14 protein-coding genes are annotated in these 13,815 nt (G+C 64.9%); 7 read left to right on the top strand and 7 right to left on the bottom strand.

The features are described 5' to 3' along the window. Positions 1-118: 118 nt before the first annotated feature. From XpruCFBP8353_RS18800 to XpruCFBP8353_RS18790, 3 genes are all read left to right on the top strand, one after another. Positions 119-1,147: an NADP-dependent oxidoreductase gene (locus XpruCFBP8353_RS18800; protein ID WP_101364577.1), complete on the top strand. Its 1,029-nt coding sequence runs from the start codon at positions 119-121 to the stop codon at positions 1,145-1,147. Positions 1,148-1,222: 75 nt separating this feature from the next. After that, positions 1,223-2,026, top strand: coding sequence for a 2,5-didehydrogluconate reductase DkgB (gene dkgB / locus XpruCFBP8353_RS18795; RefSeq protein ID WP_101364576.1), 804 nt, complete (start codon positions 1,223-1,225; stop codon positions 2,024-2,026). Between the two features lie 146 nt (positions 2,027-2,172). Next, complete coding sequence (locus XpruCFBP8353_RS18790; protein WP_101364575.1) at positions 2,173-2,475, top strand: hypothetical protein; 303 nt, start codon at positions 2,173-2,175, stop codon at positions 2,473-2,475. Between the two features lie 289 nt (positions 2,476-2,764). On the opposite strand, the gene XpruCFBP8353_RS18785 is transcribed toward XpruCFBP8353_RS18790, so the two are convergent. Next, positions 2,765-3,181: a hypothetical protein gene (locus tag XpruCFBP8353_RS18785; RefSeq protein WP_162301115.1), complete on the bottom strand. Its 417-nt coding sequence runs from the start codon at positions 3,179-3,181 to the stop codon at positions 2,765-2,767. 162 nt (positions 3,182-3,343) lie between these two features. Between XpruCFBP8353_RS18785 and XpruCFBP8353_RS18780 the strand changes: the two genes are divergently transcribed. Beyond that, positions 3,344-4,210 (top strand): DUF2884 family protein, encoded by an 867-nt coding sequence (locus XpruCFBP8353_RS18780; RefSeq protein ID WP_101364573.1) that lies wholly within the window; start codon positions 3,344-3,346, stop codon positions 4,208-4,210. Between the two features lie 239 nt (positions 4,211-4,449). On the opposite strand, the gene XpruCFBP8353_RS18775 is transcribed toward XpruCFBP8353_RS18780, so the two are convergent. From XpruCFBP8353_RS18775 to XpruCFBP8353_RS18760, 4 genes are all read right to left on the bottom strand, one after another. Beyond that, positions 4,450-4,878 (bottom strand): organic hydroperoxide resistance protein, encoded by a 429-nt coding sequence (locus XpruCFBP8353_RS18775; protein ID WP_101364572.1) that lies wholly within the window; start codon positions 4,876-4,878, stop codon positions 4,450-4,452. A gap of 102 nt (positions 4,879-4,980) precedes the next feature. Next, complete coding sequence (locus XpruCFBP8353_RS18770) at positions 4,981-5,442, bottom strand: MarR family winged helix-turn-helix transcriptional regulator (protein WP_101364571.1); 462 nt, start codon at positions 5,440-5,442, stop codon at positions 4,981-4,983. 393 nt (positions 5,443-5,835) lie between these two features. Next, positions 5,836-6,930 carry a cell division protein ZapE gene (gene zapE, locus XpruCFBP8353_RS18765; RefSeq protein ID WP_101364570.1) on the bottom strand — a complete coding sequence of 365 codons (1,095 nt, stop codon included), beginning with the start codon at positions 6,928-6,930 and terminating at the stop codon, positions 5,836-5,838. A gap of 78 nt (positions 6,931-7,008) precedes the next feature. Continuing rightward, positions 7,009-7,671 carry an alpha/beta hydrolase gene (locus tag XpruCFBP8353_RS18760; RefSeq protein ID WP_101364641.1) on the bottom strand — a complete coding sequence of 221 codons (663 nt, stop codon included), beginning with the start codon at positions 7,669-7,671 and terminating at the stop codon, positions 7,009-7,011. 66 nt (positions 7,672-7,737) lie between these two features. Between XpruCFBP8353_RS18760 and XpruCFBP8353_RS18755 the strand changes: the two genes are divergently transcribed. Both XpruCFBP8353_RS18755 and xopR read left to right on the top strand, forming a co-directional pair. Continuing rightward, positions 7,738-8,613, top strand: coding sequence for a DMT family transporter (locus tag XpruCFBP8353_RS18755; RefSeq protein WP_162301114.1), 876 nt, complete (start codon positions 7,738-7,740; stop codon positions 8,611-8,613). A 98-nt stretch (positions 8,614-8,711) separates the two neighbouring features. Continuing rightward, positions 8,712-9,926, top strand: coding sequence for a type III secretion system effector protein XopR (xopR, locus tag XpruCFBP8353_RS24485; protein WP_279327773.1), 1,215 nt, complete (start codon positions 8,712-8,714; stop codon positions 9,924-9,926). Between the two features lie 179 nt (positions 9,927-10,105). Here xopR and XpruCFBP8353_RS18745 read toward each other — a convergent pair whose 3' ends face one another. Then, positions 10,106-11,431: a GTP-binding protein gene (locus XpruCFBP8353_RS18745; protein WP_101364567.1), complete on the bottom strand. Its 1,326-nt coding sequence runs from the start codon at positions 11,429-11,431 to the stop codon at positions 10,106-10,108. A 61-nt stretch (positions 11,432-11,492) separates the two neighbouring features. Here XpruCFBP8353_RS18745 and XpruCFBP8353_RS18740 point away from each other — a divergent pair, with 61 nt between their 5' ends. After that, positions 11,493-11,894 carry a MerC family mercury resistance protein gene (locus tag XpruCFBP8353_RS18740; protein ID WP_101364566.1) on the top strand — a complete coding sequence of 134 codons (402 nt, stop codon included), beginning with the start codon at positions 11,493-11,495 and terminating at the stop codon, positions 11,892-11,894. A 78-nt stretch (positions 11,895-11,972) separates the two neighbouring features. Here XpruCFBP8353_RS18740 and XpruCFBP8353_RS18735 read toward each other — a convergent pair whose 3' ends face one another. After that, positions 11,973-13,691, bottom strand: coding sequence for an ExeM/NucH family extracellular endonuclease (locus tag XpruCFBP8353_RS18735; RefSeq protein ID WP_101364565.1), 1,719 nt, complete (start codon positions 13,689-13,691; stop codon positions 11,973-11,975). Positions 13,692-13,815 lie beyond the last annotated feature (124 nt).

Below are 13,815 nucleotides of genomic sequence, written 5' to 3'. Positions count from 1 at the left end.
GAGCTCGGCATGTCGCGTTGCCTGCCGTGCATGCATCCTGGTGCACCTCTTACAACACGCTCGCGCGCATTGTGCGCACCCGACCGCGCTTGCGCGGACTCTTTGCGAGGAATTTCCCATGACATCCATGACCAATCGCCGCATCGTGCTGGCATCGCGCCCGCACGGTGAACCCAGCGCCAGCAACTTCCGCATCGAGGACGTGGCCGTCGCGCCGACCGGCCACGATCAGATCCTGGTACGCAATCGCTTCCTGTCGCTGGACCCATACATGCGCGGACGCATGGACGACGGCCCCTCCTACGCCGCGCCGGTGGCCATCGACGCAGTGATGGAAGGCGGCACCGTTGGCGAAGTCATCCAATCCAATCACGCCGACTATCACCCCGGTGATCTGCTGGTGCTCCCCGGTGGCTGGCAGACGCATAGCCTGCTGACCCCGAAAACACCGTTACGCAAGCTGCCAGCGGACGATGGCCTGCCGCTGAGCACCGCGCTCGGCGTGTATGGCATGCCCGGCTTTACCGCCTATGCGGGCCTGCATGAAATCGGCAAACCCCAATCGGGCGAAACGCTGGTGGTGGCTGCGGCCAGCGGCCCGGTTGGCGCCACGGTAGCGCAGCTGGCACGCCTGCAAGGCCTGCGCGTGGTGGCCATTGCCGGTGGCGAAGAAAAAGTGCGTTACCTGCGCGACACGTTGCGCGTGGATGTGGCGCTGGATCACCGCGCCGACGACTTTGCAGAGCAGCTGCGCGTAGCGACACCGGACGGCATCGACATCTACTTCGAAAACGTCGGCGGCAAGGTGTTCGATGCGGTGTTGCCGCAGCTCAACGACTTCGCACGCATCCCGGTGTGCGGCGTGATCGCCACCTACAACAGCCGGGGGCAGGTACTGCCCGGTCCAGATCGCCTGCCCGAGTTTATGGGGCACGTGCTGCGCAAGCGTCTCACGGTGCGTGGCTTCATCCAGCAGGATTTCATCCGTCTGATGCCCGCGTTCCTGCGCGAAATGGGCCAGTGGCTGCGCGAGGACAAGATTCAGTACCGCGAACACGTACTGCACGGCCTGGACAGCGCCGCGCAAGGCCTGATCGACGTCTTGCGCGGCAAAAACTTCGGAAAAGCCGTCGTCGCCCTCGACTAACCACATTGACTGCGCTGCGCACACCTTCGCTCTTGCGATTCCCCATTTTCGACTTCCCATTTCCAAAGGAACACAATGACTGTCCCCGCATTCGGCCTCGGCACCTTTCGCCTCAAAGACCAGGTTGTCATCGATTCGGTGCGTAGCGCACTGGAACTGGGCTATCGCGCGGTCGATACCGCGCAGATTTACGACAACGAAGCGCAGGTCGGTGAAGCAATCGCAGCCTCCGGCATTGCGCGCGATCAGCTGTATCTGACCACCAAGATCTGGGTCGACAAGTTCGGCGACGGCGCCTTGCTGCCCAGTCTGCAGGAAAGCCTGCGCAAGCTCGGCACCGAGTACGTGGATCTCACCCTGATCCATTGGCCTTCGCCGAAGGACCAGGTGCCGATGCGCGAGTATCTGGAAGCCCTGGCGCAGGCCAGACAGCAGGGTCTGACCCGCGCGATCGGCGTGTCCAACTTCACCATCGCCCTGACCAAGCAGGCGATCGAGATCCTGGGAGCCGACGCCATCGCCACCAACCAGATCGAAGTGCATCCCTATCTGCAGAATCGTGCCGTCACCGATTTCCTGCGCGAGCAAGGCATCCATGTCACGTCGTACATGACGTTGGCGGTCGGCGAAGTACTCAAGGATCCGGTGATCCAGGCGATCGCAGCACGTCACGCCGCCACCCCGGCACAGGTCACCCTGGCCTGGGCACTGCAGCAGGGTTACTCGGTGATTCCGTCCTCGACCAAGCGCGAGAATCTGGAAAGCAACCTCAAGGCGCAGACGCTACAGCTAACCGAGCAGGACATGCGCGAGATCGCCGCACTCGACCGCGGGCACCGCCTGGCCAATCCGCAGGCGATCGCGCCCGACTGGGATTGAGTTCTTGTTTTTGCCATGCGCCGGCGTCGCTCGGTGCATGGCGGCAACCGCCGCGACGACCGCTCGTCGTCGCGCGCTGGTTGCGTGCGCCAGCCGCTGCTACGGTGCCCGTACAGGGGGGTAGTCTCGATTCCGGAGTCCTACCCATGCACAGCGCATCCGTCTTGACCCGCCGCAGCGTCAATCTCGACGCGGAGATCGCCTATTGGCGCGACGTCCATGCCGAAGGGCATCTGGGTGGTTACGCCTTTGCCGACTACGCCCGGCTGCTTACCCTCGGCTACGACATCTACCTGGCCTACCCACGCGCAACCGAAGCACAGCTGTATCGCGTGCTGCAGGACAGCTACTACCACTGTCTGCCGATGCTGTCGGTGCCCTGGGATCAGGCGCGCTGGATCGTGCGGCATGCTTGGCGGCATCTGGAAGATGCGGCTGTTCGGCATTGAGCCACTGATCAAGCGCTCATTGACCGGTTAGCGTTGACCTCGCTGATCAAGCCTCGGGCAATGCGCGACGTTCACTGGTGGGTGGGCACTGAGGAGGATGCGGTCGGTCATGCGTGCTACTGGCGTCAGCGAGATGGAAACACCACAAACCGGCTCAGGCAGCGCCCGGCGTTGTTGCCTATACGCGTTGTAGGCAGGCATCGCACGCCCCGCACGATCACAACACGTCGTTCGACGACCGCGCGCTGCAAGACACGCGCGCCTGCAAACGGCCCGATGCGATCGCTGCTTAGTTCAACTGCCCGATCGCCATCGCCTGGCGGTCGATACGGTGCTTTTCGGCCAGCGCCTGCATGCCTTGCAGGGTCGAGGCGATCAGGCTGGCGTAACGCAGCCGCCACAGGGTGGCGCGGTCGTTGTCGTCATGTGTGCTGCCCAAGCCATCGAGCACCTGCGGCAGGCGCCGGTCGGCCAGTGCAGCTGCAGCCAAGTAGGGCTTTGCCGGTGCGATGACGTCCACCGGCTCGCGCCAGTCGTTCGCCACCTGCCGGGCGATGCCGGCCAAGTGCGAGAGCTGATGCATGCCGATCAGCGTCTCATGCAGCATCTCGCGGCACGCCCATTGCCACAACGCCACCTTTTCCGATGGGTCCTGGGCAATCTCGGTAAGCGCCAGGTCTACCTTTTCGATGCGTGGGTCGAGCATTGCGAAGCTCCGATGCTGCTGTGCAACATAATTCACACCATACGCCGTGAGAATCAAGTGAGCTAGTCGTTTGAACGCCGTCAGTGTGCCGATGCCCGACCCGGTTCACGCTTCGCAACCACCGGCTCCCGTGCGCCCTGACGGCACCCTGACTTTCTTCCCATGACGGCAGCGTCCGCCCCGCGTAATGCTGCAGATCCGGATCTCAAGGCCATCCCCATGCGCGGCACCATGTTTCTTGTCCCGCTGTGCCTGCTGGTGGCCTGCGCTGCGCAGGCCGAGACCGCCACCCCGCAGCTGTCCGCACAGCAATGCGATGTCAGTACGTCCTACGACGTGCTCGCCGATAGCGGCGGTATCTGGCTGCACCGCAAGCAGGGCGTGCCGCGCGACGTCTTCTTTCATGGTGGCGAGCTCAACGTGGACCACCAGCCGCAGCCCGTCAGCACGGCCGATGCGCAACGTTTGCGCGAGCTGGAGCAACGCACGCGCACCTTGATGCCGGCGGCGACGTCCATCGCCCAATCGGTGGTCGACATCACCTTCGACGCGCTGAATGGCGTGGTCCACGTGCTGTCCGGCAGCACGCGCCAGCAGCGCAAGGTCGAGCGGCTGCGCATGGCCGCACACGCGCAGGTGGAGGACAGCCTCGGCCGCGGGCGCTGGGAGCAAACAGTCTTCGACGAACGCTTCCAAGCCAACGTCGAACATGCCGCCCAGGCGCTAGCCGGTCGCCTCACCCGCAGCGTGCTGTGGACGGTGATGACCGGACGCACCGCGCAAATGGAACGTCGCGGTGCGGACCTGGACGCGCAGATGCAGCGGCAGATGCAGGGCCGCAGCGATGTGCTGGAAGCCCAGGCGCGCACCTTGTGTGTGCAGGCACAAGCGCTCTATGCAGTGCAGCAAGCGTTGGAGTACCGCTTCAACGGCGAGCGCCTGCAGATGCTGGAAGTCAACGCGCATCCGCGGACGCCATCGGAGGATGCACCGACCTCCAATCGCATCGTGGCGACGATGACGCGCTAAACAGCGTGTATTGCAACGCGCACGGCGTGGTTGACGCTAGCGCCGCGCAACAGGGTGCATGCGCGATGGGCGGTGTATTGAATAGCAGGGGACGCCGATGTGCCCGCTCCCGCGGCATCGCTGCAGGGCGCGTGCGGGAATCGGGAACCTTCTCAAACCACAACGAACAGCGGCCCGACGCGTGCGCCGGGCCATTGTTGATCCCGTGATGCGCAATGCGCATCACGGCCTGAGCTGCATTACGCCAGGGTCAGGGTGACGTCGATATTGCCGCGGGTCGCATTGGAGTACGGGCAGACCTGATGGGCCTTGTCGACCAGTGTCTGCAGTTCGGCCTGGTCCATGCCCGGCACGGCGATACGCAGCTCTACGACGATGCCGAAGCCGCCAGGAATCTGGCCGATGCCAACGCTGCTGTCGATGCTCACTTCGCCCGGCAGCTTGATCTTGTCCTGTGCGGCAACGGCCTTCATCGCGCCGATGAAGCAGGCAGCGTAACCGGCTGCGAACAGCTGTTCCGGGTTGGTGCCATCGCCGCCGGCGCCGCCCAGTTCGCGCGGGGTGGACAGCTTGGCGTCCAACGCCTTGTCCGAGGACACGGCACGGCCTTCGCGGCCGCCGGTGGCAGTGGCATGGGCGGTGTAGAGGACTTTTTCAGGTGAGGCCATGGTGGTTCTCCAGGGTGAGCGCTGTGAGCGCATGAGGGGTTTCATAGTTGACGATTGAATCGTGTACAACGTGTTGCAAAACAGGGACGCGCGTTGGGGCATTCACCCGGCGCCGAGGCTGGAGCGTAACTTCTCCAATTCCTGCTTGAGTTGAAGCAGTTCGTCCAATGAACAGGCAGACGCACAAAACACCTGTTCCGGCACCGCGCCTGCCCTGCTGCGCAACGCGCGGCCGGTTTCGGTCAGCGCGATGATGACCTGACGCTCGTCGTTGACCGCACGTGTGCGAGTGACCAAGCCGGCCGCCTGCAGGCGCTTGAGCAACGGTGTCAACGTGGCCGAATCCAGATACAGGCGCTCACCGATCTCCGACACGCTGCGTTCGTCGGTCTCCCACAGCACCAGCATCACCAGGTACTGCGGATAGGTCAGGTCCAGTGCCTTCAACAAGCCGCGGTAGAGCTTGTGCATCGCCAGATTGGCCGAATACAGCGCAAAGCACAGCTGGTTGTCGAGCTGCAGCAGCGCATCGGTGCGGGCGTTGGTGATTGTGGCGGTGTCCATGACTGCAATCTACATTGCGCACTATATAATTGCAAGCGATTTATTTGCGCGATCTCCCTTTGCCTCGCTAAGGCCAGTCGGCCATTGCTGCCGGACTTCGGGCTGGCAGCTGCGAACCTCGCAGTAGCGCACTGCAGGATGAGCGCTGGTATAGCGATGCCGCAGCCGCCCGTCACACGCCTGTACGGCACGCATCGCGTTCGCCGGACGCGCACGGAAGCGCCCGCGGCGCCTCATTCGCTCCACGAGGTGATTGAAAGACGTACTAGCGACAACACCGAATGACGTCGTCAGCCGACGCGCTGAGCGATCGCCCTGTCGGCAGCGCAGTGCCACCACCGCCCATGCACGGCAGTGGCAATCGCACAGGTCCTCGCCTACCCGATCATCCGCTTACGCGCGATGCGCCGTTGCCAGGTAGTGCGCGCTCTGCATTTCGATCAGGCGCGAGGCAGTGCGTTCGAAGGCGCCGGCCAGGCGCTGGCCGCTGTACAAGGCCGGAGGCGCGTCTTGCGCAGTGCAGACCAGATTGACGTGGCGGTCGTACAGCTCGTCGATCAGGTTGACGAAGCGGCGCGCGGCGTCTTCGTTCATGCGGTCGAAGTGCGGAATGCCGCCCACCAACACCGTGGTGAACTCGCGTGCGATCTCGATGTAGTCGCCGGGTCCGCGCGGGCCTTCGCACAGCGCGACAAAATCGAACCAGGCGATGCTCTTGCCACGCGCGCGCACCGGAATCTTGCGCGATTCGATTTCGATATTGCCCGCGCGCGCCTCCGCATTACCGCTCAGCTCGCCCCACCGCTGTGCAAGCCAGGCATCGGCCTTCGCATCCAACGGCGCGCGGTACACCGGCGAGCGCGTCAGCGCGCGCATGCGGTAATCCTCGGTGCCTTCTGCGTAAAGTTCCACGCAGAACTTCTGCAGCAACCCGATCGCCGGCATGAAGCTGTCGCGCTGCAATCCGTTGGCGTAGAGATTTTCCGGCGCGGTGTTGGACGTGGTGACCAGCGTCACGCCTTCGGCGAACAGGCGTTCGAGCAGGCGTGCCAGCAACATCGCATCGCCGATGTCGGTGACGAAGAATTCGTCCAGCACCAGCACGCGCAGAGTCTCGCGCCACTGCTGCGCGATTCTGGCCAGCGGATCGCTCTGCCCGGCGTGTTCGCGCAGCTGCTCGTGCACGCCGCGCATGAAGCGGTGGAAATGCGTGCGGTATTTCTGCTTGATCGGCAGGCCGTCGTAGAACAGATCGACCAGAAAGGTCTTGCCGCGCCCGACACCGCCCCAGAAGTACAGGCCACGTACCGGTTCAGGTTTTTTCCAGAACGCCGACAACCGATCCAGCCAACCGTCCTGTTCGCCGTCCACCAGCGCTTCGTGGATACGGTCCAGTTCCGCCAGGGCCGCCAGCTGCGCGGGGTCGGCACGCCAGTCGCCGCGTTGTACGCCGGCGGCGTAGCGCTGCGACGGGGTCATCTCACTCATTACATTCTCCGCGGACCGGCTGCTGCCTGGCCCGCTCAACAGCGCATCGCCGGGCGATGCGCAGGGGCCGTGCCGCGGTCAGACGGCGGCCGGCAACCAGCGCCGGACACCATGCTGGATCGCACCGCGCAGGTCGATCAATTTGCGGTGGAAGAAATGGCTGGTGTCGGGCATGCGCACCAGCTCGGGTTGCTGCTCCAGGGTTTCCAGCCAGTCGTAGACCGCTTGCGGGTCGACGATCTCGTCGGCATCGCCCTGGATCACCAACCACTGCGCCGGCGGCTGGATATCACTGAAATCCCAGCGCCCGGCCGGCGGTGCGATCGAGATCAGCACCTGCGGTTCGAGTGATCCGGCAGCACGCAGCGACACGTAGGCGCCGAAGCTGAAACCGCCCAACCACAGCGTGTCGCCCGGGCGCTGCGTCCGCACCCAGCCAGCGACCGCACGCAGATCGTCCTGCTCGCCGTCGCCATGATCGAACGCGCCCGCCGAATTGCCGACGCTGCGGAAATTGAAGCGCACCACGGTGATGCCCAGCTCGCGCAGCGCGCGCGCGGCCATGGTGACGACCTTGTTGTGCATGCTGCCGCCCTCGGTGGAGAGCGGATGGCAGAAGATGGCGGTGACCGCGTGTGCGGCAACATCCGGCTCGGGCAGATCGACCGCGACATCCAGCGGGCCGACCGGCCCCTGAAGCGTCAACGCAGCCGATTCGGTGGGAAATGAGGGATTGGACATGCCTGCATAATAGCCGCCCCGCCGGCCGCGTTCATCGCCCTGCCTGCACACTTCGTTGCGTTGCCCATGCATTTCCTGCTGTTTGCCGTTATCTGCAGTGTCCTGGTGTCGGTGCTGTTGAAGCTTGCGCCACGCCGCCAGATCGACGTGTTTCAGGCCATCACCTGGAACTATGCCACCGCTGCACTCCTGGCCTGGCTGATCCTGCATCCTGCGCTGGACACGCTGCGCTCCACTACCACTCCCTGGTTGGCGTTGCTGCTGTTGGCTGTGGCGCTGCCCTCCATCTTCCTGGTGCTGGCGCGGTCGGTCGCGGTGGCCGGCATCGTACGTACCGATGTTGCGCAACGCTTGTCGTTGGTGCTCTCGTTGGCTGCAGCCTTCACCGTTTTCGGCGAACCGGTCAATGGCTGGAAACTGGCAGGGCTTGCGCTAGGCATGTTGGCAATCGTGTGCATCGTGCGACGCCCCCGTCACCACGTCGCGACCGATCCGCCGCCAAGCACAACCGGCCTGCCCTGGCTGATTGGTGTGTGGATGGGCTTCGCGCTCATCGACCTGCTGCTCAAGCACATTGCGCAGGCCGGGACGCCTTCGCTGACATCGTTGACGTTGTGTTTTGCGCTGGCCTTCTTGCTGATGCTTGGCGTGCAGAGCGTGCGTTGGGCACGAGGCGCCCGCCTGAGCACCCGCAGCATGCTTGCCGGCGTGCTGTTGGGTGCGCTCAATTTCGGCAACATCCTCTGCTACGTGCGTGCGCACCAGCTGTTGCCGCACAGCCCGGCAACCGTTTTTGCCAGCATGAATCTGGGCGTGGTCGTGTTGGGGGCGCTGGTCGGCAAGTTGGGATTTGCCGAACGCCTGGGCCTGCGCGGCTGGTTGGGGCTGGCACTGGCGGCCCCCGCGATCGCTGCGATCGCATGGGGGATGCGTCTGGCTTGACGCTCGCGCGTTCGGCTTATGCGACGCCGGTTCGCCACCTGCCTTCAGCACCGTTTGGCGGTCGCTAGGATGAGCGTGCATTCCCGCGGGAGTTTGTGATGCGCCTGAATTCGCTTTTTCGCAGCGCTCATCGGGTCGCCCCGGAGCCGCTCAACCCGACATCCACCGATGCGACAGCGAGCGCTTCGGGTGCTGCGTCGCCGCACCCACTGTCTCACGCGCCCAAGACCGGCGCCGCGCAGGGCGCGTCCAAATCGCGGCAAGGCATGCTGGCATCGGCACGCAAGTCGCTGGCGACGCTACGCAAACAGTTGCCGTCAATGTGCATGGGAGCACCAGCCACAAAAACAGCGCAGAGCCAGCCACCGCTGTCCACACCCGCACCGCACGCTGACAGGCGCGACACCCACCCACGCCCGCCGGTTACCAAGGCCAGCGTTGATGCGCGATGGGAAGCACCCGCTGCAATGCCCGCCCCGCGCAATCGAGTGCCGATGCAGACTGCAGTGCCACAACCGCTGCCGACAGCACGCACTGCAGAGCGGCCCCAGCGACGTCAGGGCGGTACCGAGGAACAGTGGCAGCGGCAGGCTCCACACCCAGCCAGGCGCGATCAGATGAGACCGCCGTCGCAGCCGACGTTGCCATCGCGGCCGGCGCCGTCTGCAGCCCCAAGCGCGGCGACACCGGCTCAACCCTCGCCACCCAGGCGGCTACGCCCAGTGCGCAACATGAATCTGGAATTGGCCGCGCTGAGCGAGCAGTGCGAGCACATCAGCCGGCGGCTCTATCAAGAGGACCGCGCGCCTAGCCCGGAGGAGAGGGCGGTGTTCCAGACGCGTGCGGCCCTGATCGCCGAGCGCAACGCCGTGCGCGATCGTCAGCTCGATGGGATGTTGGCGGCGCTGGCGCCATTGGAGAAGATCGCTGCGCCGAAAACCACCAGCAGCCCGCTAGCCATGGTCCAACGGAATGTGATGCAGTCCAACCGACATGCGCTGCTTGAGGTACGCCGCGAAAAGCTCGACATGACCAAGATGGCATCGTATTACGCACGCGCGCAGCGGCGTCTGGTGTCTCTGAAGGAGAGCGATGCGCCGCCCGACAAGATCCGGCGCCTGCAACGCATGATGCAGGGCTACACCAATTTGCTGGCACTGGAAGAGATCGTCAAACGCACCGACGACCAGCTGCAACGGATGGGTGCGCCACGCTTGATGGACAGCATCCCCACGACGGCGCAAGAGCTTGCGCTGTCCGAGCAGGACGAACGTGATGCCCATCAGGAGGCGATCGACAACGGCTATTACTGAGGAGTGAGTATGCAGTCGTTACGCGCAAACCATGCGCGGGCCGGCACCGCCCACGCAGGCCTTGCTGCCCACAACGACACGGCATGCCATCGACCGCACATCGCCTTGTCGCCAGTTACATGACGCTGACGATAGCGGCGAATTGCGAGGCAAGCCGCAGCCATCGGCCAGCGCTGCCGTCAACGCTCCCAATGCGGGAACGGGTCGTCCAGCAGCTGCCATTGCGCCGGCCCCTGACGCAGTTCCTGGTCGCTGAGCAGGCAGGCATCCAGCGCAGCGCGCGTGCGCTGAGCGTCCATTTCCACGCCGATCACCGCCAGCTCCTGGCGACGGTCGCCCCACAGCGGATGCCATAGCCGCTGCATCGCGGCGTATTCGTTGGCATCGCCCACCTCGTGCGGTTGCGGCAGTGGCGCGGTCCAGCACTGCGTCTGTTGCCGTTGCCAGCCGATGTCGGTGTAGGGCAGCGGCGTGATGCTGGTCTGCAGCGGCTGGCCGACCGCCTGCGCATCGACACGGTGGCGCGCAGCAAACCAGAAACCGGCTGCGTTGGTCTGGGTGGCGCCGCCCACACTGGATAGTTCGCCCACCCAATCCATGCGACTGGCCAGCCAGAAGAACCCCTTGCTGCGAATCACCTGCGGCAGACCGCTATGCACCATGCGCGCGAAGCGCTGCGGATGAAATGGCCGACGCGCACGGTAGACGAAGCTGCTGATGCCGTATTCCTCGGTTTCCGGGGTGTGCTGGCCGCGCAGTTCCTGCATCCAGCCCGGCGCCAGCTGCGCACGGGTGAAATCGAAGCGCCCGGTGTCGAGCAGCTGCTGCAGCGGCACTTCGCCATGCGCGGCATCCACAATCGCCGCTTCGCGGTTGAGCGCACGCAGCACTGCGCGCAGGCGCTGTAACTGCTGCGCATCGATACGATCGCATTTGCTGATGACCAGCACATCGGCGAATTCCACCTGTTCGCCCAGCAACTGCACCAGCCCGCGTGTATCGTCTGGGCCGGCTTGCTGGCCGAGTTCGGCCAATGTTGCGGCCGAGCCGAAGTCCTCCAGAAAACGGCTGCCGTCCACCACCGTCACCATGGTGTCGAGCCGGGCGATGTCCGACAGGCTGAAACCGTCGGCGTCGCGCACCGCGAAGGTAGCGGCCACCGGCATCGGCTCGGCGATGCCGGTCGATTCGATCAGCAGATAGTCGTAGCGACCCTGCTCTGCCAGCCGGCGCACTTCCTGCAGCAGATCGTCGCGCAGCGTGCAGCAGATGCAGCCGTTACTGAATTCCACCAGTGTCTCTTCGGTGCGCCGCAAGGCCGCGCCGCCCTCGCGCACCAGCTGCGCATCGATGTTGACCTCGCTCATGTCGTTGACGATCACCGCCACACGCAGGCCGTCGCGGTTATGCAGGATGCGGTTGAGCAAGGTGGTCTTGCCCGCGCCCAGAAAGCCGGACAACACGGTGACGGGGAGACGCGAATCGCGCTTGGGAGACAGGGACATCCTGAAAGCCTGGCTGAAATGAAGTGTTACTATATAACATTTGCTCGACGGGACATCCCACATGCGCGCCACCGCCTCCTTGCTGGATAGCTCGGCCATCGCCTTGTCCGGGTTATGCCTGTTGCATTGCCTTGCCCTGCCGCTGCTGGCGGCCACGCTGCCGCTGCTGGGTGCCTGGAGCCGGGCCGAATGGGTCCATGTGGTGTTCGCGATGGCAGCGGTGCCCCTAAGCAGCTACGCGCTGTGGAGCACGCACCGCCGGCAGGCGCTGCCGGCGCCGGTCTGGGTACTGGCGCTTTGCGGGCTAACCGGGTTGGCGCTCGGGGCGAGCGGTCTGGCCGGCGACGCGCTGGAAACACCGATCACGGTCACCGGCAGCCTGCTGCTGGCCAGCACGCATCTGCTCAATCTGCGCCTGCGTCGCCGACATCGAGGGTGCGCGCGCGAACGGCACGATCAATGACCGCTACAGCGACGTTTGCCGGAGCCGCTTGCACGGGCAGGTTGTGAACACGCGCATGCAGGTGATGACCGATGGGTGCTACAACGAAAAGCCCAGCAACACTGGGTCGTGATCGGAGCTGCGCCACGGCCCGGGCAGGTTGCGCTTGGCATAGCCAGCGGCGTCCATGACATCGGCATTGACATGCCATTCGACCGCGCCACGGAGTTGCTTGGCCATCGCCGGGCTGAGCAGCGCGTGATCCAGCCGCCCACTCATGCCGTCGTAAACGAAGCTGTAAGGCTGCTTCACCCCGGCCACTGCAAACGCGTCTTGCCAGCCACTGGCGCGCAGGCTGCGCATCGGCGTTTCCATCGCATAGGCATTGAAGTCGCCCAGCAGCACGGCGAGCTTGGTCTGCGCGCCGGTGGGGTCGGTCTGCAGCCATTGGTGTAACCGCTTGGCCGATTCGGTACGGGTGGCGTTCCAGCAGGCCTGGCCGTCCTGCTGATCGGCATCGGCACCGCTGGCGTTACCGCAGCCCTTGGACTTGAAGTGATTGGCGACCACCACGAAGGTGGCCCCGCGCGTGCTACGGAACGCCTGCGCCAGCGGCACGCGGCTGTGATTGTCGAACGGCCCGCCGGTCAGCGTGGCCGACTTGCCGACCGGGGTGACCTGCGAACTGCGATACACGATGCCGACCCGGATCGCATCGGCGCCCGGGCCGCTGCCGGTATCGATGAACTGCCAATCCTTGTCCTTGCCGGCAGCGTTGAGCGCGGCCACCAACTGCGCAACGGCCGCATCGGCACCATTGCCGTCGTTTTCCAGTTCCATCAGTGCGGCCACATCGGCGCCCAGCGGCACGATGGTGGCGACCAGCTTGGCCAGCTGCGCCTGGAACTGTTCGTGCGTGCGTGCACCGCGCTTGGTCGGGAAGCCACCGCCGCGGCCATTGCCGTTGAAGAAATTCTCCAGGTTGAACGAAGCGATGCGCAGATCGCCACCCACCTGCGGCGCAACGGCGGTCGGCATCGCCGGCAAGGTCAGCGGGCTCAGCACCTGGATCCGGTAGTTGCCGTCGTAGCGTTGATCGACGATGCCATCCACCGATTTGAGCAGGCTGCCGCTGCGCAGCACCGGATCGGCCGGCAGATACGACACTGTCTTGGGGCTGCGACCGTTGCGCGCATCGTCCAGCAGCACGCGACGGCGTGCGTTGTCGGCCTCCACCTGCGCGAATGCCGGCGTGCCGGCTACGGCCACTTCGCTTGGCTGCCACAGGCGCCCACCGAACGCGGCGACCAATTCGCCGTACGTGTCGAGGCGGTCGCTGCCATTGAGCGTGAGCGCGGCGATGCGCACGTGTTCGCCTTCGAGCGCTTCCCAATTGGCCGGCGGGCCGCTGAGCATACGCAGCGGGACCGGTTGTCCACTGGCGAGCCGCTCGATGCTGCTGGCGTCCACCGTGGTCAGGCTCGCCTCGCCGCCTGCCGAGACCTCGCGCACGGTGCCGACGATGCGCACGCGGTCGCCGACCGCCAGCTCGGCATTTCCCGCACCGGTGACGAATAGACCATGCGAGCGCCGCGGTTCGAAACCGGGTTGCTGCACGAACAGGCCGGCCAACCCCACGCGCGTGTCGGCGGTGATGATGCCTTCCACCTCGACCATGCGGCCATCGTACGGGCTGCGGCTGTCCTCCCCTTGCACATCGGCAATCGAGAGCCGTTGCGCTGCACCGTCGGCAGCGCTGCAGAGCAACGGAGCCAACAGACAAACGAAACCGAGCACAACCAGCGGGCGATGCGACATCGAACGACTCCAAAGAGGTGGATCAAACGCAAACGCCGCCCGAGAGGGCGGCGCGTGATAACGGAAAGCGCGGAGGCAGGCTAACAAACCATGGTCAATGACCGCCAGGCGCGCCTGCTATAAA

It is taken from the genome of Xanthomonas prunicola (assembly GCF_002846205.1).
In the GTDB taxonomy this organism is placed as follows: Bacteria; Pseudomonadota; Gammaproteobacteria; order Xanthomonadales; family Xanthomonadaceae; genus Xanthomonas; species Xanthomonas prunicola.
Note: the sequence above shows the minus strand (reverse complement) of the source record. Positions and strands in the feature narration are given on the sequence as shown.

Excerpts from the sequence above, each read along its gene's own strand:
- zapE (WP_101364570.1), bottom strand. The coding sequence starts at position 6,930 with ATGAGTGAGATGACCCCGTCGCAGCGCTACGCCGCCGGCGTACAACGC.
- XpruCFBP8353_RS18735 (WP_101364565.1), bottom strand. The coding sequence starts at position 13,691 with ATGTCGCATCGCCCGCTGGTTGTGCTCGGTTTCGTTTGTCTGTTGGCT.
- XpruCFBP8353_RS18800 (WP_101364577.1), top strand. The coding sequence starts at position 119 with ATGACATCCATGACCAATCGCCGCATCGTGCTGGCATCGCGCCCGCAC.
- XpruCFBP8353_RS18770 (WP_101364571.1), bottom strand. The coding sequence starts at position 5,442 with ATGGACACCGCCACAATCACCAACGCCCGCACCGATGCGCTGCTGCAG.
- XpruCFBP8353_RS18745 (WP_101364567.1), bottom strand. The coding sequence starts at position 11,431 with ATGTCCCTGTCTCCCAAGCGCGATTCGCGTCTCCCCGTCACCGTGTTG.
- dkgB (WP_101364576.1), top strand. The coding sequence starts at position 1,223 with ATGACTGTCCCCGCATTCGGCCTCGGCACCTTTCGCCTCAAAGACCAG.
- XpruCFBP8353_RS18780 (WP_101364573.1), top strand. The coding sequence starts at position 3,344 with ATGACGGCAGCGTCCGCCCCGCGTAATGCTGCAGATCCGGATCTCAAG.
- XpruCFBP8353_RS18755 (WP_162301114.1), top strand. The coding sequence starts at position 7,738 with ATGCATTTCCTGCTGTTTGCCGTTATCTGCAGTGTCCTGGTGTCGGTG.
- XpruCFBP8353_RS18785 (WP_162301115.1), bottom strand. The coding sequence starts at position 3,181 with ATGCTCGACCCACGCATCGAAAAGGTAGACCTGGCGCTTACCGAGATT.
- XpruCFBP8353_RS18760 (WP_101364641.1), bottom strand. The coding sequence starts at position 7,671 with ATGTCCAATCCCTCATTTCCCACCGAATCGGCTGCGTTGACGCTTCAG.
- xopR (WP_279327773.1), top strand. The coding sequence starts at position 8,712 with ATGCGCCTGAATTCGCTTTTTCGCAGCGCTCATCGGGTCGCCCCGGAG.
- XpruCFBP8353_RS18790 (WP_101364575.1), top strand. The coding sequence starts at position 2,173 with ATGCACAGCGCATCCGTCTTGACCCGCCGCAGCGTCAATCTCGACGCG.
- XpruCFBP8353_RS18740 (WP_101364566.1), top strand. The coding sequence starts at position 11,493 with ATGCGCGCCACCGCCTCCTTGCTGGATAGCTCGGCCATCGCCTTGTCC.
- XpruCFBP8353_RS18775 (WP_101364572.1), bottom strand. The coding sequence starts at position 4,878 with ATGGCCTCACCTGAAAAAGTCCTCTACACCGCCCATGCCACTGCCACC.